This window comes from Aquabacterium sp., from assembly GCF_014378415.1.
GTDB lineage: Bacteria > Pseudomonadota > Gammaproteobacteria > Burkholderiales > Burkholderiaceae_C > Aquabacterium.
In genome coordinates this window covers 1-16,465 of the sequence record NZ_JACMNS010000061.1, presented here as the reverse complement: position 1 = coordinate 16,465, position 16,465 = coordinate 1, and the positions used below count along the sequence as shown (strand labels likewise).

The window sequence follows — 16,465 nt, the reverse complement described above, 5'->3', positions numbered from 1 at the left end:
AGGTACTGGGGGGGTGTGGTTCGCGACGCCGGCCGTGGTGGCGGACGCTGCGGTGGCTGGGCAAACTGAGGGCGGCGGAACGAGGTAGCATCGGATCACGATGATAGCCTCGACGTCCCAACCTTGGCCTTCTGGCTGGATTTCTCCGCCCTTTTGGCCGGGTGTGCGCGCGCTCATGACGGCGCGCGAAAGCTTGCACTTCGCCACCGCAAGCCAAGCGCCCTGGGATGGTTTCAACCTGGGCAACCACGTGGGCGATGAGCTGGCCGATGTGCTGAAGCATCGTGGTGAGTTGGCGGCAGCCTTGCAAGCCCAGCCCCTGTGGTTGCAGCAAGTGCACGGCCAATGCGTGGTGCGCCTGACCCATTCAGCCAAAGATGCCCTGGCCGAGACACAGGCCGATGGTGTTTTCACGACCGAGCCCGGCCTGGTTTGCGCCGTCATGGTGGCTGACTGCCTGCCCATCTTGCTGGCGGCGCCAGAGGGTCGGGGTGTGGCGGCCCTGCACGCGGGCTGGCGGGGCTTGGCTGGGGCCGGTGATTTAAACGGCCTTGGCATCGCCGACACCGGGGTGGCCGCGTTGTGCGAAGCGACCTCATCTGATCCGAGTGACTTGCAGGCCTGGCTGGGCCCGTGCATTGGCCCGACAGTGTTCCAGGTTGGGCGCGATGTCCTGATTGGTTTTGGCGTCGATCCGAACCAAAACCATCCACGCTTCATTCGGCAGTTGCCGGACCGTTGGCTGGCGGACCTGGCGGGTTTGGCGACGGACCGCCTTCAATCGCTGGGCATTAATCGCATCGAAGGCGGCCACTTGTGCACGGTGGCCGAGCCTTCACGCTTCTTTTCGTTCCGGCGTGACCGCGTCACCGGTCGGCAGGCCGCCTGCATCTGGCTCGACGGCGCTTGAGGCGGCTGCATCTGCGGCAGCCTCCTTCGCGCGGCTTGCCTGGCGGCGCATGGGGGTGCCCAACAGGTACATCACCAAGGCCAAGGGGCCGACGCCATACAAAAAGAAGGTGACGATCGCCCCCAGCACGCTGCCGATCGGGCTGACGGCTTCGGCCACCGTCATCAACAACACCACGAACATCCAGGCTATTGCAACAATCCACATTTCAGGTCAGGGCCTTTGTCAAGCCATCGAGCGGCCGGAAGTATGTTTTGAGTGAGGCTAAAACACCTCGCACAGAGCTCAGAATACGGCAACATTGATGCACCTACATGGGTGTTCGTAATCTCGCAGGTCCTATCAAGGAGACATATGGCTGTCATTCAACGGTCTCAATCAAAAAAATCGACGAATGCTTTATTCGCGAACACGCCCCCACGGATCGAATCCTCGCAGGTTTTGACGGACAGCGTGGGCACCAGCTTGCAATCCATCGCAGGATTGACCGTGCCTTGGGACCAGATGTCGCGCATCCAGCAAGACTACGTCGAGCAGGCCACGACCTTGTGGAACCAGGCGCTCGAGCAACCTGGGCAAGCCAAGCTCAAGCCTGATGATCGCCGCTTTGCCGCGCCCGAGTGGACTAGCACGCCGGCCAACGCTTTCATGGCGTCGATGTACCTGCTGAACGCGCGCACCTTGCAGCGCCTGGCCGACAGCCTGAGCGGCGACGAAAAAGCCCGTGACCGCGTGCGCTTTGCCGTGCAGCAGTGGGTGGACGCGGCCGCGCCCTCCAACTTCCTGGCGCTGAACCCCGAGGCGCAGAAAAAAGCCATCGAGACCAAGGGCGAAAGCATCACCCAGGGCCTGCAGATGCTGCTGAGCGACATTCGCCAGGGTCACATGTCGCAGACCGACGAAAGCGTGTTCGAAGTGGGCCGCAATGTGGCCACGTCCGAAGGCTCGGTCGTGTTCGAGAACGACTACCTGCAGTTGATCGAGTACAAGCCGCTAACCGACAAGGTGCATGCCTTGCCTTTGCTGATCGTGCCCCCTTGCATCAACAAGTTCTACATTTTGGACTTGCAGCCCGAGAACTCCTTGGTGCGCTTTGCCGCCTCGCAAGGCCACCGCGTGTTCGTGGTCAGTTGGGTCAATGCCGATGAGGATCTGGCCGAGCCGACCTGGGACGACTACATCGAAAAAGGCACCATCGAGGCCATCAATGTGGTCCGCGAAATCACGGGCACTGAAAAGATCAATGCCCTGGGGTTCTGCGTGGGCGGCACTTTGCTGGCCACGGCCCTGGCGGTGATGGCTGCGCGCGGCGACAAGCCCGTGGCCAGCATGACCTTGCTGACCACCTTCCTGGATTTCGTCAACACCGGCACGCTGGACTTGTTCGTGGACGAGGCCATGGTGCAGATGCGCGAAACCAGCATTGGTGACCGCAGCCCGCAAGGCGGTGGCTTGATGCGCGGCGGTGAGTTGGCCGCCACGTTCTCGTTCCTTCGGGCCAACGACCTGGTCTGGAACTACGTGGTGGGCAACTACCTCAAGGGCGAAAAGCCACCAGCATTCGACTTGCTGTACTGGAACGGCGACAGCACCAACCTGCCCGGGCCCATGTATTGCTGGTACCTGCGCAACACCTACCTGGAAAACAAGCTGGCCCAGCCTAACGCCTTGACGGTGTGCGGCCAGCCCGTGGATTTGCGGCGCTTGGACATGCCCACTTTTGTCTACGGCTCGCGTGAAGACCACATCGTTCCCTGGGACAGCGCTTACGCGTCGACCCAATTGACGCAAGGCCCCACCACCTTCGTGCTGGGCGCTTCGGGGCACATCGCGGGCGTCATCAATCCGCCGCAGAAGAACAAGCGCAGCTACTGGACCAGCGGCACGCCAGGCACATTCCCGCCCACGGCCAAGGCGTGGATGGCCACGGCGCAAGAGCACCCCGGCAGCTGGTGGACGACCTGGGCCGAATGGCTGGGCACACACGCCGGCAAGAAGGTCGCCGCACCCAAACAGTTGGGCAGCAAAAATCACCAGCCGATTGAGCCGGCTCCGGGCCGTTACGTCTTGCGCAAGGCGTGAGCCGCGCTCATCATTTATCGCTGCAACTGACACTTCTGGAAAAAAAAGGAACTTGTCATGACTGACATCGTGATCGTGGCTGCTTCTCGCACCGCCGTGGGCAAGTTTGGCGGCACCTTGGCCAAGACAGCGGCGTCCGAACTGGGCGCCGTGGTGATCCAGGACCTGCTCAAACGCACCCAATTGACGGGTGACCTGATCAGCGAAGTGATCCTGGGTCAGGTTCTGGCGGCTGGGTGTGGTCAGAACCCGGCCCGCCAATCTGTGATCAAGGCGGGTTTGCCGCAAGGCGTTCCGGCGTTCACCATTAACAAGGTATGCGGATCGGGCCTGAAGGCTGTGATGCTGGCCGTGCAGTCCATCCGTGATGGCGATTCCGAAATCGTGATCGCTGGCGGCCAGGAGAGCATGAGCCTGGCCCCACACGTGCTGCCCGGTTCGCGCGATGGCCAGCGCATGGGCGACTGGAAGTTGATCGACTCCATGATCACCGACGGCCTGTGGGATGTGTACAACCAATACCACATGGGCATCACGGCCGAAAACGTGGCCAAGAAGTACGGCATCAGCCGCGAGCAGCAAGATGCGCTGGCGCTGGCCTCGCAGCAAAAGGCCGCTGCGGCCGTCGATTCAGGTCGATTCAAGGATGAGATTGCGCCCGTGCTGATTCCGCAACGCAAGGGAGATGCGCTGGTCTTTGACACCGATGAATTCATCAACCGCAAATCAACCGCCGACGTGTTGGCGGGCCTGCGCCCGGCCTTTGACAAGGCAGGTACCGTGACCGCTGGCAATGCCTCGGGCTTGAACGACGGCGCTGCTGCGGTGATGGTCATGAGCGCCAAAAAGGCACAGCAACTGGGCTTGACGCCATTGGCCCGCATCGCCTCTTATGCCAGCGCGGCGCTGGACCCGGCCTACATGGGCATGGGGCCGGTGCCTGCATCGCGCAGGGCGTTGGAGCGTGCAGGCTGGAAGGCCTCCGACCTGGACCTGCTGGAAATCAACGAAGCCTTTGCCGCGCAGGCTTGTGCCGTGCACCAGGAAATGGGCTGGGACACCAGCAAGGTCAACGTCAACGGTGGCGCCATCGCCATCGGCCACCCCATCGGTGCTTCGGGCTGCCGCGTGCTGGTCACGCTGCTGCACGAAATGCAAAAACGCGATGCCCGCAAAGGCATTGCTTCACTGTGCATTGGCGGCGGCATGGGCGTGGCCCTGACGGTAGAACGCTGATCATCCGATTTGTTCTTTATCTCTCGCAACGATTAGATTTTTTTCCCCAAAAGAGGAGCATTCCATGAGTCAAAAAGTGGCCTACGTGACCGGCGGTATGGGCGGCATTGGCACCTCGATCTGTCAGCGTCTGCACAAAGACGGTTTCAAGGTAATCGCAGGCTGCGGGCCGAGTCGTGACTTCAAGAAGTGGCTGGATGAGCAAACTGCCCTGGGCTATTCTTTCTACGCCTCCGTTGGCAATGTGGCCGATTGGGAGTCCACCTTGGAAGCCTTCAAGAAAACGCGCGCTGAGCATGGCCCGGTTGATGTGCTGGTCAACAACGCCGGCATCACGCGTGACGGCATGTTCCGCAAGATGAGCAAGGCCGACTGGGACGCGGTGATGGACACCAACCTGAACAGCCTGTTCAACGTGACCAAGCAGGTCATTGATGACATGGTGGACCGGGGCTGGGGCCGCGTGGTCAACATCAGCTCGGTCAATGGTGAGAAGGGCCAGTTTGGCCAAACTAACTACTCGGCCGCGAAAGCCGGCATGCACGGCTTCACCATGGCGCTGGCCCAGGAAGTGGCCAACAAGGGCGTGACGGTGAACACTGTCTCGCCTGGCTACATTGGCACCGACATGGTGCGATCCATTCGGCAGGATGTGCTGGACAAAATCGTGGCCACGATCCCGGTGAAGCGCCTGGGCACACCTGAAGATATCGCCTCGATGGTCTCGTGGGTGTCCAGCGACGAATCGGGCTTTGCCACGGGCGCAGACTTCTCGATCAACGGCGGTTTGCACATGGGCTGAGCCAATGCCTTTGCAATTGGTTTGACCCAAAAGCCCCGCAGATTTTCGGATGGCGGGGCTTTTTCACGCCCGGCCGCGGCGGCTCAGGCGGTCGCTTCTTGCTCCAGCACCAGGCGGTCGAGCGCGGCGCAAACATCGGCGAAACGGCCTGCGATGACGGTGCGGCGGGCATCGGCCGGGTCGCTGCTGATGCGCAGCCGACGCGGGGGGGTGACGCCAGGGCTCATGAGCCGTTCGGGGGCGAAGCTTGGCTCGGTGCGCGTGGCAACCGAACGCGCAGTGTTGGAGGAGCGAACAAAAAAAGCACGGGCAAAGTGATGAATCATGGAGAACTCCGGCAACAACGATTGAAGTTCGGCAGGATTCCAAAATGACGTCAACGCGTGGGACTGCACACTCAAGCGAGGTGCAAATGCCCGCCACCCGCGCGGTGACGTTGCCACAGTGGCAAGTTAGATCACATCAAAAACTGATTTCGGATCAGGCCCACGGCCAGCCCTTCGAGCTCGAACTCTGGGTGCTCGGGCGGCACGATGATGGGTTGGAAATCGGCGTTTTCAGGCCATAACTCGATGCCTTTGGACGTGCGCATGAAGCGCTTGACCGTGACCTCATCGCCCAAACGCGCCACCACGATCTGGCCATTGCGGGCTTCTTTGGCGCGGGCCACGGCCAGCAGATCGCCATCGAGGATGCCGATGCCTTTCATGCTCATGCCGCGCACGCGCAAGAGGTAATCGGGGCGCTTGGTGAACAGGCTGGGTTCGAGTGAATAACTTTGCTCGACGTGTTCTTGCGCGAGGATGGGGTTGCCTGCGGCCACCCGGCCAATCAGCGGTAACACCAGTTGCTCAAGACCCGGCAAATGCAAATTGAAGGGTGCGCCGGCCGAACCGGATTTTTTACGGGTTTCGTTCACGGTGCGCAGGGTGCCGGCCTTGAGCCGGATGCCGCGCGATGTGCCGCCCAGCAACTCGATCACGCCCTTGCGTGCGAGGGCTTGCAGGTGTTCTTCAGCGGCATTGGCTGAGCGGAAGCCCAACTCGGTGGCGATTTCTGCGCGGGTGGGTGGGGCTCCAGTGCGCGCAATGGCCCGCTGGATCAGCTCGAAGATCTCTTGCTGGCGGGGCGTGAGTTTGGGTTTATCGTTCATCTGGCTGATTTGGTTTGCTTGTGTGATCTGCTAACCGCTGGATGGCTGGGTTAACTGTCATTCTATACAGGACTGTTTGTTTGTCCAGTGTTTTTAATGAAGGTGCGTTGCATGGATGTGAAGTCGCCCGTGGTGGTGGTTCTGGGCACCGGTGGCACGATTGCCGGCACGGGGTCTGGTCCGGATGAGGTGAGCTACCGGGCTGCGCAGTTGAGTGTTGAGCAATTGCTGCAGGCCGTGCCTGGTTTGGCCGGTGTGGCGCTGGAAACCCTGCAAGTTGCGCAGATCGACAGCAAGGACATGGATTGGTCCGTTTGGCAGGCCCTGGCCCAGCAGGTTCAGCTGGCACTGGCGCGCCGTGACGTTGGGGCGGTGGTGATCACCCATGGCACCGATACCCTGGAAGAAACGGCCTACCTGCTGCACCGTTTGCTGGATGCCCACAAGCCGGTGGTTCTGACGGCGGCCATGCGCGCTGCGACCTCGGCGCAGGCGGATGGGCCGCGCAATCTGCACGACGCGGTGCGGGTGGCTGAGCACGCGGCGGCGCGAGGGTGGGCTGGCGTCGTGGTGGTGATGGCGGGGGTGGTCTGGCCTGGGCATGCCGTGCGCAAATCTCACACTTGGCACATCGACGATGCCTTTGATGGCGGTGGTGATGAGCCGCTTGGCCACGTCACCGACAGCGGCGCCATCTTGGGCAACGTGCCGTGGCCATCCCCAGGTGGCGCCGGATGGTCCTGCCTGGATGCTGCCAGGCCACCCCCGCGGGTTGAAATCGTGACCAGCCATGCGGGTGCCGACGGGCGCCTGGTGGAGGCGCTGTTGGCGCAAAGTCAGCGGGCAGGTCATGCCCTGGGTGGTCTGGTGGTGGCTGGCACCGGCCATGGCACCATTCACCAGGGCTTGACGCGGGCTTTGGAAAAGGCTGAACAGCAAGGCGTCAAAGTGTGGCGAAGCAGCCGTGTCGCGCGGGGCGGGGTGCAATCGCGTGAGAGCGATCATTGGCCTGCAGCGGGCACGCTGACGGCGGCCCAGGCCCGTTTGGCCTTGATGCTGGATTTGTTGGGTGTCCCGTGTGGTGGGATGAAGGACTGAACCCGTGCTGCGGTGTCCGACTAGCCAAGTGCCGCCTTCATCCCTGAGGCAAGCATTTGCCTCGAGACAGTGGTGACTCTAAAGGCGGGCCATGACAGGCCGATGACAGCTCGGCCCAGCACACGGATCAGGATTTGACGCGCAGCATGACCGCCTGGCCGCCGCCCGCCTTGAGCATCTGCTCGACGCCGGGATTGGTTTCGCCCAGCGCTGGCCACCAGATCTGAACGCGGTGTTCGCCAGCTGGCAGGTCCAGGTTCACTTGGCCGTCGCTGCCCGTCACGCTGAAGTAGGGCGTGTCAACGACATGGATGTAGCCCAGCATCTGGTCGTGGATGTTGCAGCCCATCGTGGCCGTGCCGGCTTTGTCGAACACCACTGGGGCGGACGGGGTGCCGGCGTACAGCTTGATCTCGAACTTTTTGGTGGGCGAGAAAGAGTAGACGTGGTGGCGAACCGTGTCGAAATTGGGGAACAACACGGGCGTGCCGGTTTGCACGACCAGCAAGGTGGGCTGGAAGGCGCGACCCTTCTGGGCCATGTTGGCGGTTGCGTTGGCGGAGGCCGTGGCACGCGTGCCTTTGACGTACACCGACACCGCCGCTTGCGCCACGGGCTGGCCTGCCTCGTTGGTGACCAGGATGGCTTGCGGTGCGGCTTGGGCGCCCAGGCTGGCCGCGCTCAGTGCCGCGCTCAGTGCAGTGGTCAGGATGGCGGTTCGTGCTGCTGTTGACATCGTCGGCGGCTCAGGAGTTCTTGACGATGTCGCGGCGTGTGGGCGCCAGGCGCTTGAGCAATTCGTTCTTAGCGCCGGTGGGTGCCTTGGCATGGTTGATTTCATCACGGAGGATTTCGACCATGAGGTCGAACTCGGCGCCGGTGATGCCCAGGTCCGCGTGCGAATTGCGCATGGTTTCACCCTCGTAGGCGCACGGGCCATCGGCCACCTTGCAGACATAGGTGGCCACGCTCTCTTTGAGCGCTTTCATCTTGATGTTCGCGAACGTGCGTTGGGTGCGAGGGTCGGTGGACACCCGGTCCAGTGTGCGATCGGTGAATTGCGTGATCGCGGCCACGCCACCCAACTGCTGATACAGCGGGGCCGAACTGCCGGTTTTCAGCGACGACGCGCAGGCCATCAGGCTGGCCAAGGTCCAACTGACGGCCAGGCCAATCACCAGGGTGATGAGGTGCCGTTTGCGCTCGGGCGTGAGTTGAATGCGCAGGTCTGAAAGTTTCATGAGTGCCACCTTTGTGATCCATCTTTCGGCGTTTGCTACTCAATGTTGAGGCGTTTTGGTCGATACCGATCTGTCAAATAAAGGTGTTTTGGCCCACATGGGCCATGAAAAAGGCAGATCAAACATGCAACGATTCCTGGCAAGTCAAGCCCAAAGAAATGCGTGGTTTACCCTGGCAGTGGCGGCCGCTTGTGCGGTGTTGGTGCCCAATTCGGCCCGCGCGGGCGACCGCCTCTTGGCCACCTGGGGTGTCACCCAGGTTGAAGGCGCCGGCGGCGGCGGGCTCACGCCTTGGGCCACGATTGCTGGCAGCGGCAGCAGCAATCAGATCGGGAGCTCAGCCTTTGTCACGCACAGCAGAACCAACGATGGCCACGACCTGAAGGTGGCGGGCGCGGCGGTGGGCATCCACGACCGGGTGGAATTGAGCATGGCGCGCTGGAGCTTCAAGCTCAGCGATGTCGTGCCTGACAAATCCATCGAGATGAACTCGTTTGGCGTGAAGGTCAAAGTGATTGGCGATGCGGTGTACGACCAGGACAGCTGGCTGCCGCAGATCAGCGTGGGCGCGCAGTACAAGTTGAATGAAGATAAGGCGCTGGTGACTTTGTTCGGCGCCGACAGCAGCGATGTGGATGTGTACGCGTCGGCGACCAAGCTGTGGCTGGGCGCGGCGGGTGGCTACAACGTGCTGGCCAACCTGACTTTGCGCCTGACGCGGGCCAACCAGTTTGGCCTGGTGGGCTTTGGCGGGGCCGGCCATGACAAGCGCAAGCTGATGGCCGAGGGCAGCCTGGGCTTGATGCTGCGCGATGACCTGGTCGTGGGCACCGAGTACCGCCAAAAGCCCAATAACCTGGAAGACAGCCATGGTGCTGCGCTGAAAGAAGAAGCCGCCTGGGATGTCTTCGTGGCCTGGTTCCCGACCCGGCAGCTCAGCCTGACCGCCGCCTGGTTGAACCTGGGCAACATCGTCAGCAAGCCGGATCAACAGGGCCTGTACCTGTCCGGACAAGCGACCTTTTAGACAAGCGCCTGACCGACCAGTTTTTCTCCTTTACAGTCGGTTCACAAGCGGTACACCGTTTGTAAAACTGAGTGGGCGAGACTGGTATTCATGAAAAAAATCAATTCCACCTGGTTCACGCCGAGGCGCGTGGTACTGGGGGCCCTGGTGGTGGCGGCTGCGGCGTGGGGTGTCAAAAAAGTCTTCTTCACCGCGCCGGCCAAGCCGGATGTGATCACCGCGAACGCAACCGTGGGCGACATGGAGGACACCGTGTTGGCCAGCGGCACCATCAAGTCCTTCAAGGACGTGAGCGTGGGCGCGCAGGTGTCGGGGCAGATCAAAAAGCTGCACGTGGCCTTGGGTGACCGGGTTCAGAAGGGACAACTGGTGGCCGAGATTGACTCGACCACGCAACAAAACGCCTATCAAAATGCGCAGGCCCAGATCGCCCTGTTGCAAGCCCAGTTGCTGGCCAAGCAGGCCACGCTGACGCAGGCCGAACTGTCGTTCAAGCGCAAGAAAAGCCTGTTGGCCCAGGATGCCGGATCGGCCGTTGATTTTGAAGACGCGCAAGCCGCGCTGGCCACGGCCAAGGCCGACATCTCGGTGTTCAATGCCCAGATCCAGCAGGCCAAGACCTCCCTGGACACAGCGCGCGTCAACCTGGACTACGCGCGCATCACGGCGCCCATCGATGGCGTGGTCGTGGCGGTGCTGGCTGAAGAGGGCCGCACCGTGAATGCCATCCAGTCGGCGCCCACGATCATCAAGTTGTCCAAGCTGGACACGGTGCAGATCAAGGCGCAAATCTCCGAAGCTGACGTGGTGCGGGTCAAGCCGGGCTTGCCGGTGTACTTCACCATCCTGGGCGAGCCAAACCAGCGCTATGAGGCGAAACTCAAGTCCATCGAGCCGGTGCCCGATTCGTCGCAGACCGACACCACGACCACGGCCACGAGCACGTCCGCCACGGCCACGGCCATCTACTACAACGGCCTGTTTGAAGTGCCCAATCCGGATGGCAAGTTGCGCGTGGCCATGACGGCCCAGGTCTTCATCGTGCTGGCCAAGGCCAAGGATGCCTTGCTGATTCCCGCCACGGCCTTGTCCGACAAGGCGGTGAAGGGCGAGTACACCGTGCGCGTGCTGGAAGGCAAAGAGGATGATCAGAAGGTGGTGCCGCGCCAGGTGAAGGTGGGCCTGAACAACCGCGTGCAGGCCCAGGTGCTGTCGGGCCTGAAGGCGGGTGACAAGGTGGTGGTGGGTGAGGGCGGCGCCGCAGGCAGTGGCAGCGGGGCACGCCGCGGCGGCCCGATGTTCTGAGCGCGAAAGGCCTGACATGACACAAGCCCTGTTGGAGGTGAAAGACCTCTGGCGCGAGTTCCCGTCCGGGGAAGGCATGGTGGCGGTCCTCAAAGGGCTGAACCTGTCGATCCGCGCCGGCGAGATGGTGGCCATCATGGGTGCATCAGGCTCGGGCAAATCCACCTTGATGAACATCCTGGGTTGCCTGGACCGGCCCAGCCGCGGTTCGTATTTCGTGGCTGGACACGAGACCAGCGAATTGGCGCCGGATGGCCTGGCGCGCTTGCGCCGCGAGTACTTCGGCTTCATCTTTCAGCGCTACCACCTGCTGGGCGACCTGACCGCGCTGGGCAACACCGAGATCCCGGCGATCTACGCGGGCCATGGCGCTGAAGAGCGCCACCAGCGCGCACATGCTTTGCTCAGCCGATTGGGCCTGGGCGATCGAACCACGCACCGGCCCGGCCAGCTGTCAGGTGGCCAGCAGCAGCGCGTGAGCATTGCGCGGGCGCTGATGAATGGCGGCGACGTCATCCTGGCCGACGAGCCCACGGGCGCGCTGGACAGTGTCAGCGGCGCTGAGGTGATGAACATCCTGCGCGAGCTGCACGCCGAGGGCCACACGGTCATCATCGTCACGCACGACCCCAAGGTGGCGGACCACGCGCAGCGCATCATCGAAATCGCCGATGGCGAGATCGTGTCCGACCGCCGCAAAGAAGGCGAGGCCGTGACCACGGCCATCCTGAGCAACAACGCGCCCGACAGCCCGCACCCTTGGCGCGCCCACTGGGACCGCTTCACCGAGGCTTTCACCATGGCCTTGCGCGCCATGGCCGGCCACCGTTTGCGCACCTTGCTGACCATGCTGGGCATCATCATCGGCATTGCCTCGGTGGTGTCGATGGTGGCGCTGGGGCAGGGCACGCGCGCGCGGGTGCTGAAAGACATCAGCGCGATGGGCACCAACACCATCGACATCTTCCCGGGTAAAAATTTTGGCGACCGACAGGCCGGGCGCATCCGCACCCTGGTGCCCAGCGATGCCGATGCCTTGGCGCAGCTGGGCTATGTGGACAGCGTGACGCCGACCGTGGCGACCAGCGCGACCTTGCGGCGCGGCAATGTAGAAGCCACCGCCAGCATCACCGGCGTGGGTGACCAGTTCTTCCGGGTCAAGGGCTACACCTTGGCGCAAGGGCAATCCTTTGACGCCGACAGCATTCGCCGCCAGACCCAAGAGGCGGTCATTGACCCCACGACGGCCAAGACCATGTTCGGGCCGAATGAAGACCCAGTGGGCCAGGTGATCTTTCTGGGCAATGTGCCGGTGCGCGTCGTGGGCGTGACCGCCCCTCAGGAAAGCGCCTTCATGATCAGCGACAGCCTGAACGTGTGGGTGCCTTACACGACGGCCCTGCGCCGTTTGCTGGGCCAATCCAACCTGCGCAACATCACGGTGCGGGTCAGCGACACTGTGTCATCGACAGCGGCCGAGCAAGGCATCGTCAAGCTGATCAAGCAGCGCCATGGCAGCGAAGATTTCTTCGTGCGCAACAGCGACAGCATCCGCCAGACGATCGAGACCACCACGGCCACCTTGACCTTGCTGATCTCGTCCATCGCGGTGATCTCCTTGATCGTGGGCGGCATTGGCGTGATGAACATCATGCTGGTGTCGGTGACCGAGCGCACCCAGGAGATCGGCGTGCGCATGGCGGTGGGCGCGCGCCAGAGCGACATCATGCGGCAGTTTTTGATCGAGGCCGTGTTGGTTTGTCTGATCGGCGGTCTGTTGGGCATTGCCTTGGCGCTGGCGATTGGTGTCATTTTTGACGCGGTGAGTGGCGGTGGTTTCAAGCTGGTGTATTCGGCGTCCACCATCGTGCTGGCCTTTGCGGTGTCGTCGTTGATCGGCGTGCTGTTCGGCTTCTTGCCGGCGCGCAACGCGGCGCGGCTGGACCCGGTGGATGCGTTGTCGCGCTGATGTTGCTGAAATCGGATGGAGTCTTTGTTCATGACTGATCGTTTGTCTCTTCATCGACGGCGGGCTTCAGGCCAGCGCCTCGTGATGCTGGCCGTGGCCGCCGTGCTCGCTGCTTGCGCCAGCCCCAGTGTTTACCGCTCGCCCGAGGTGACCGTGCCCACGCAATGGCAGCAACAGCCAGCAGCGCCCGCTTCCGGCCAAGCTGCCCAGGTCACGGCGGCCGACCGCTGGTGGGAGCGTTTTGGTGACCCCCAGCTCACGCAGTTGGTGGACGAATCCCTCCAGCGCAACAACAACCTGGCCGTGGCCGCCATCAAGGTGCGCCGCGCGCAATTGCAGGCGGGCCTGGCCGCCAGTGCGCAGCTGCCTTCCGTCAGCTTGGGCCTGAACACCTCGGCCAGCCGATGGTTGGACGGCGGGCCGACCACACGCACCAACGGCTTGAGCGCCGGGGTGAGTTGGGAGGCCGACTTGTGGGGGCGCCTGGCCGCTTTGCGCAACACCGCCGAGTGGGAAGCGCAAGCCACCGAGCAGGACCGCGCTGCGGCAGCCTTGTCGCTGGCGGGCACGACGGCGTCCTTGTACTGGCAGGTGGCTTACCTGAACCAACGCATCGAATCCAGCCAGCAAAGCATTGACTACGCCCGCAAAACGCTGGACCTGGTCAAAGCGCAGCACGCGGCCGGCAGCGTGACCGGCCTGGAAGAGGCGCAGACTGTGCAGACCCTGGCCAGTCAGGAGGCCAACCAGACCCAACTGGTGCAGCAGCGGGTGGAAGCCCGCAACGCCTTGGCCATCTTGTTCGATGGCCCGCCCAGCCAAAGCCTGCTTGAGGCCCAGCGATTGCCAGACGCCGCCTTGCCACCCGTGGAGGCTGGCTTGCCCGCCTCGGTGTTGGCGCGCCGGCCTGACCTGCGCGCATCCGAACTGCGCTTGCGCGGCAGCCTGGCCACGGTCGATGCCACGCGCACCAGCTACTACCCCATCTTGAGCCTGACGGGCAGCCTGGGCGGCACCAGCAACGTCTTGTCCAATGTGCTGAGCAACCCCGTGGCCACGCTGGGTGCGGGCCTGGCGCTGCCTTTCATCCAGTGGCGCGACATGCAGCGCAACGTGGCCGTGTCGCAGGCGGATTACGAGCAAGCCGTGTTGGGCTTCAGGCAGACCTGGTACCAGGCCTTGACCGATGTGGAGAACACGCTGTCGGCGCGCACCCAATACGAAGTGCAGGCGCAGCAACTGCAGCGGTCATTGACGGCGGCCTTGCAATCAGAACGCTTGAGCGAGATCCAGTACCGCGCTGGCGCCGTGCCTTTGAAGACCTGGCTGGACGCGCAGGAAACCCGGCGCTTGGCGACCAACAACCTGGCACAAAACCGCTTGAATCGACTGACCAATCTGGTGACCCTGTACCAGGCCCTTGGCGGATAAGGCTGGTCAGCGGTCCACGTCGTAAAAGAAGTGGTCAGCGGCCGCGCGGTCGCCCGCGAAGATTCGGCGGACCAGGTCAGGGTTTTTGAACAGATACCAATCACCAAACATGTCGAACTTGCGGCACGAGGTGGTGATGCCATGGCGCCAGATGGTGCCGTACTTTTGACCGCGCTGGCGGCCCAGGGCTTGAAGGCGCAGGGCAAAGTCCACGTCTTCAACGCTGACCAGTTGTTCGTTGAAGCCGTTCAGATGTTCAAAGGCGTCGCGCTTGAACCAGAACATGCCGTATGACAGGCGGTTTCTGAGCACATAGGGCAGCACCGACAAGGCACTGAAGAAAATGCCGGTGGACATGCGCTCGGGTTTGATCATGGAGCCTCCACCCACATATCGCGGGTCGTGCACCCGCGCCATCACGGCCGCCACAGTGTTCTCCGACATCCAGCTGTCGGCGTCGATGGTGACAATGGTGGGCGCACTGCTGGCGCGGATGGCCGCATTGCGCACGGCCGAGATGCACTTTTTGTTTTCGACCACGCAACGGGCACCCAAGGACTCGGCAATGGACCGGGTTTGGTCGGTACAGCGGTTCAGCGCCACGACCACCTCCACCGCCTGGCCCGCTTTCTGGGCCGATCGGAGGGCGCTTTCAACGCATCGGCCGATGAATCGGGCCTCGTTGTGGGCGGGGATGGTGACCGACAAGGCCGGGGGCGTGGTGCGCATGGTCAGGATTTCCTGTTGGGGCCCTTCGGGCCTGTTTCAGCCAATCCATCTTATGGCGAAGGTGGCACAGAACGCCCCATTCCAGGCACAGATTTTTCTGTCTGCCAACCGTGATGATCAGCGTCTGACGTCCTCTGTGAGAACATCCTCCAGACGACACAAGGAGCCTCGACCATGAGCGCCGGACACGACCACGCCCACCACCACCAAGATCATGGCCACCATGGCCACGCGCACGTCCACGCCCCGGCCAATTTCAACCGCGCCTTTGCCATCGGCATTGGCCTGAACGCCGCCTTTGTCGCCATCGAAGCGTTCTATGGCTGGAAGGTCAACTCCCTGGCCTTGCTGGCCGATGCCGGGCACAACCTCAGTGACGTGGCGGGCCTGGTGCTCGCCTGGGGAGGCACGTTGGCGGGCAAGTTGCCGCCCAGTGCGCGCAACACCTATGGCTTCAAGCGCGCGTCCATCCTGGCGGCGTTCGCCAACGCGGTGCTGCTGCTGGTGGCCATGGGCTCGCTCGCCTGGGAGGCATTGGGACGGTTCAACGCGCCCGTGCCCACACAAGGCGTCACCGTCATGGTGGTGGCGGGCATCGGCATCGTGGTCAACACGGCCACGGCCTTGCTGTTCATGCGTGGCAGTGCGCACGACCTGAACATGCGCGGCGCCTTCTTGCACATGGCTGGTGATGCGCTGGTTTCTTTGGGGGTGGTCATCGCGGGTGCCTTGACCCTGAAGTTCGGCTGGAACTGGCTAGACCCCGCCGTCAGCCTGGCCATTGCCGCCGTCATCGTGGTGGGCACCTGGGGCCTGTTCCGCCAATCCATGCACCTGTTGTTCGATGGCGTGCCTGATCAGATCGACCTGGGCGCCGTCAAGGGCTATCTGCAGTCGCTGCCGGGCATTGAGCGCGTGCACGATCTGCACGTGTGGGCCATGGGCACTTCAGAAGTGGCCCTGACCGCGCACCTGGTGATGCCTTCGGGTCACCCGGACGATGCGTTTCTGAAAGACATCAACCAGCACTTGCACGATCAATTCGACATCGATCACGTGACCGTGCAGGTGGTCAAAGTGCCGTTCACCCAGCCTTGCCAAGGGTGACGCCACGTGTCGCACGCCACCCACCCTGAACTGCACCGCACCGAGCGCATTGGTTGGCTGCGTGCCGCCGTGCTTGGGGCCGGTGCCATGTCGATGGCGGCTGGTGAGTACGTGTCGGTGGCCTCACGCCGGAGTTGGCCCAGCAGGTGGCCACACAACTGATGTCGCACGACGCTTTGGGCGCCCACGCGCGGGACGAGTTGGGCCTGTCCAGCACGATGGTGTCTCGTCCCGTTCAGGCAGCGTTCACGTCGGCGGCCACCTTTGCCGTCGGCGCGGCTTTGCCACTGCTCACAGCCTGGCTGGCACCACCGGCCCAGCTGGCACCCTGGGTGGCCGGCACATCGTTGATTTGCCTGACCGGGCTGGGCGCCT

The 16,465-nt window shown here is 62.9% G+C and carries 16 protein-coding genes and 1 pseudogene; 11 read left to right on the top strand and 6 right to left on the bottom strand.

Translation table 11 applies throughout. The features are described 5' to 3' along the window. The first annotated feature begins 175 nt into the window (after positions 1-175). Positions 176-910 (top strand): peptidoglycan editing factor PgeF, encoded by a 735-nt coding sequence (pgeF, locus tag H7225_RS06185; RefSeq protein WP_290659912.1) that lies wholly within the window; start codon positions 176-178, stop codon positions 908-910. On the opposite strand, the gene H7225_RS06180 is transcribed toward pgeF, so the two are convergent. Continuing rightward, positions 836-1,117: a hypothetical protein gene (locus tag H7225_RS06180; RefSeq protein ID WP_290659911.1), complete on the bottom strand. Its 282-nt coding sequence runs from the start codon at positions 1,115-1,117 to the stop codon at positions 836-838. The two genes, pgeF and H7225_RS06180, sit on opposite strands and share 75 nt — an antisense overlap. Positions 1,118-1,414: 297 nt before the next feature. Between H7225_RS06180 and phaC the strand changes: the two genes are divergently transcribed. The 3 genes from phaC to phbB all read left to right on the top strand — a co-directional run bounded on the left by phaC (position 1,415) and on the right by phbB (position 5,030). Next, complete coding sequence (phaC, locus tag H7225_RS06175; protein WP_290659930.1) at positions 1,415-2,992, top strand: class I poly(R)-hydroxyalkanoic acid synthase; 1,578 nt, start codon at positions 1,415-1,417, stop codon at positions 2,990-2,992. Positions 2,993-3,049: 57 nt separating this feature from the next. Continuing rightward, entirely contained in the window at positions 3,050-4,228 is a 1,179-nt protein-coding gene (locus tag H7225_RS06170) for an acetyl-CoA C-acetyltransferase (protein ID WP_290659910.1), read from the top strand. A 64-nt stretch (positions 4,229-4,292) separates the two neighbouring features. Next, entirely contained in the window at positions 4,293-5,030 is a 738-nt protein-coding gene (phbB, locus tag H7225_RS06165) for an acetoacetyl-CoA reductase (protein ID WP_290659909.1), read from the top strand. A gap of 83 nt (positions 5,031-5,113) precedes the next feature. Here phbB and H7225_RS06160 read toward each other — a convergent pair whose 3' ends face one another. Both H7225_RS06160 and lexA read right to left on the bottom strand, forming a co-directional pair. Continuing rightward, positions 5,114-5,257: a hypothetical protein gene (locus H7225_RS06160; protein WP_290659908.1), complete on the bottom strand. Its 144-nt coding sequence runs from the start codon at positions 5,255-5,257 to the stop codon at positions 5,114-5,116. 230 nt (positions 5,258-5,487) lie between these two features. Beyond that, a complete protein-coding gene (lexA, locus tag H7225_RS06155) occupies positions 5,488-6,183 on the bottom strand; it encodes a transcriptional repressor LexA (RefSeq protein ID WP_290659907.1) in 696 nt (231 codons plus the stop codon). 111 nt (positions 6,184-6,294) lie between these two features. On the opposite strand from lexA, the gene H7225_RS06150 reads away from it, so the two are divergent. Beyond that, positions 6,295-7,281 carry an asparaginase gene (locus tag H7225_RS06150; protein WP_290659906.1) on the top strand — a complete coding sequence of 329 codons (987 nt, stop codon included), beginning with the start codon at positions 6,295-6,297 and terminating at the stop codon, positions 7,279-7,281. Positions 7,282-7,408: 127 nt separating this feature from the next. Here the strand turns inward: H7225_RS06150 and H7225_RS06145 are convergent, their stop codons facing one another. Together H7225_RS06145 and H7225_RS06140 are read right to left on the bottom strand one after the other, a co-directional pair. After that, positions 7,409-8,017, bottom strand: coding sequence for a methylamine utilization protein (locus H7225_RS06145; protein ID WP_290659905.1), 609 nt, complete (start codon positions 8,015-8,017; stop codon positions 7,409-7,411). A gap of 10 nt (positions 8,018-8,027) precedes the next feature. Then, positions 8,028-8,522 (bottom strand): group 1 truncated hemoglobin, encoded by a 495-nt coding sequence (locus H7225_RS06140; protein ID WP_290659904.1) that lies wholly within the window; start codon positions 8,520-8,522, stop codon positions 8,028-8,030. Positions 8,523-8,646: 124 nt separating this feature from the next. Between H7225_RS06140 and H7225_RS06135 the strand changes: the two genes are divergently transcribed. From H7225_RS06135 to H7225_RS06120, 4 genes are all read left to right on the top strand, one after another. Then, positions 8,647-9,549 (top strand): DUF3034 family protein, encoded by a 903-nt coding sequence (locus H7225_RS06135; RefSeq protein ID WP_290659903.1) that lies wholly within the window; start codon positions 8,647-8,649, stop codon positions 9,547-9,549. Positions 9,550-9,639: 90 nt separating this feature from the next. Next, entirely contained in the window at positions 9,640-10,854 is a 1,215-nt protein-coding gene (locus tag H7225_RS06130) for an efflux RND transporter periplasmic adaptor subunit (RefSeq protein ID WP_290659902.1), read from the top strand. Between the two features lie 16 nt (positions 10,855-10,870). Beyond that, a complete protein-coding gene (locus tag H7225_RS06125; protein ID WP_290659901.1) occupies positions 10,871-12,823 on the top strand; it encodes a MacB family efflux pump subunit in 1,953 nt (650 codons plus the stop codon). A 30-nt stretch (positions 12,824-12,853) separates the two neighbouring features. Next, positions 12,854-14,254: an efflux transporter outer membrane subunit gene (locus H7225_RS06120; protein ID WP_290659900.1), complete on the top strand. Its 1,401-nt coding sequence runs from the start codon at positions 12,854-12,856 to the stop codon at positions 14,252-14,254. Positions 14,255-14,260: 6 nt separating this feature from the next. Here H7225_RS06120 and H7225_RS06115 read toward each other — a convergent pair whose 3' ends face one another. Next, positions 14,261-14,983 (bottom strand): glycosyltransferase, encoded by a 723-nt coding sequence (locus tag H7225_RS06115; RefSeq protein ID WP_290659899.1) that lies wholly within the window; start codon positions 14,981-14,983, stop codon positions 14,261-14,263. 174 nt (positions 14,984-15,157) lie between these two features. Between H7225_RS06115 and H7225_RS06110 the strand changes: the two genes are divergently transcribed. After that, on the top strand, positions 15,158-16,090 hold the full coding sequence (locus tag H7225_RS06110) for a cation diffusion facilitator family transporter (protein WP_290659898.1): 933 nt from the start codon (positions 15,158-15,160) through the stop codon (positions 16,088-16,090). A gap of 6 nt (positions 16,091-16,096) precedes the next feature. Continuing rightward, positions 16,097-16,465: pseudogene (locus tag H7225_RS06105) on the top strand (VIT1/CCC1 transporter family protein); the annotation flags it as partial.

Coding starts and splice junctions, on each gene's coding strand:
- phaC (WP_290659930.1), top strand. CDS start 1,415: ATGTCGCGCATCCAGCAAGACTACGTCGAGCAGGCCACGACCTTGTGG.
- H7225_RS06135 (WP_290659903.1), top strand. CDS start 8,647: ATGCAACGATTCCTGGCAAGTCAAGCCCAAAGAAATGCGTGGTTTACC.
- H7225_RS06140 (WP_290659904.1), bottom strand. CDS start 8,522: ATGAAACTTTCAGACCTGCGCATTCAACTCACGCCCGAGCGCAAACGG.
- H7225_RS06130 (WP_290659902.1), top strand. CDS start 9,640: ATGAAAAAAATCAATTCCACCTGGTTCACGCCGAGGCGCGTGGTACTG.
- phbB (WP_290659909.1), top strand. CDS start 4,293: ATGAGTCAAAAAGTGGCCTACGTGACCGGCGGTATGGGCGGCATTGGC.
- H7225_RS06120 (WP_290659900.1), top strand. CDS start 12,854: ATGACTGATCGTTTGTCTCTTCATCGACGGCGGGCTTCAGGCCAGCGC.
- H7225_RS06145 (WP_290659905.1), bottom strand. CDS start 8,017: ATGTCAACAGCAGCACGAACCGCCATCCTGACCACTGCACTGAGCGCG.
- H7225_RS06160 (WP_290659908.1), bottom strand. CDS start 5,257: ATGAGCCCTGGCGTCACCCCCCCGCGTCGGCTGCGCATCAGCAGCGAC.
- pgeF (WP_290659912.1), top strand. CDS start 176: ATGACGGCGCGCGAAAGCTTGCACTTCGCCACCGCAAGCCAAGCGCCC.
- H7225_RS06110 (WP_290659898.1), top strand. CDS start 15,158: ATGAGCGCCGGACACGACCACGCCCACCACCACCAAGATCATGGCCAC.
- H7225_RS06150 (WP_290659906.1), top strand. CDS start 6,295: ATGGATGTGAAGTCGCCCGTGGTGGTGGTTCTGGGCACCGGTGGCACG.
- H7225_RS06170 (WP_290659910.1), top strand. CDS start 3,050: ATGACTGACATCGTGATCGTGGCTGCTTCTCGCACCGCCGTGGGCAAG.
- H7225_RS06115 (WP_290659899.1), bottom strand. CDS start 14,983: ATGCGCACCACGCCCCCGGCCTTGTCGGTCACCATCCCCGCCCACAAC.
- H7225_RS06125 (WP_290659901.1), top strand. CDS start 10,871: ATGACACAAGCCCTGTTGGAGGTGAAAGACCTCTGGCGCGAGTTCCCG.
- lexA (WP_290659907.1), bottom strand. CDS start 6,183: ATGAACGATAAACCCAAACTCACGCCCCGCCAGCAAGAGATCTTCGAG.
- H7225_RS06180 (WP_290659911.1), bottom strand. CDS start 1,117: ATGTGGATTGTTGCAATAGCCTGGATGTTCGTGGTGTTGTTGATGACG.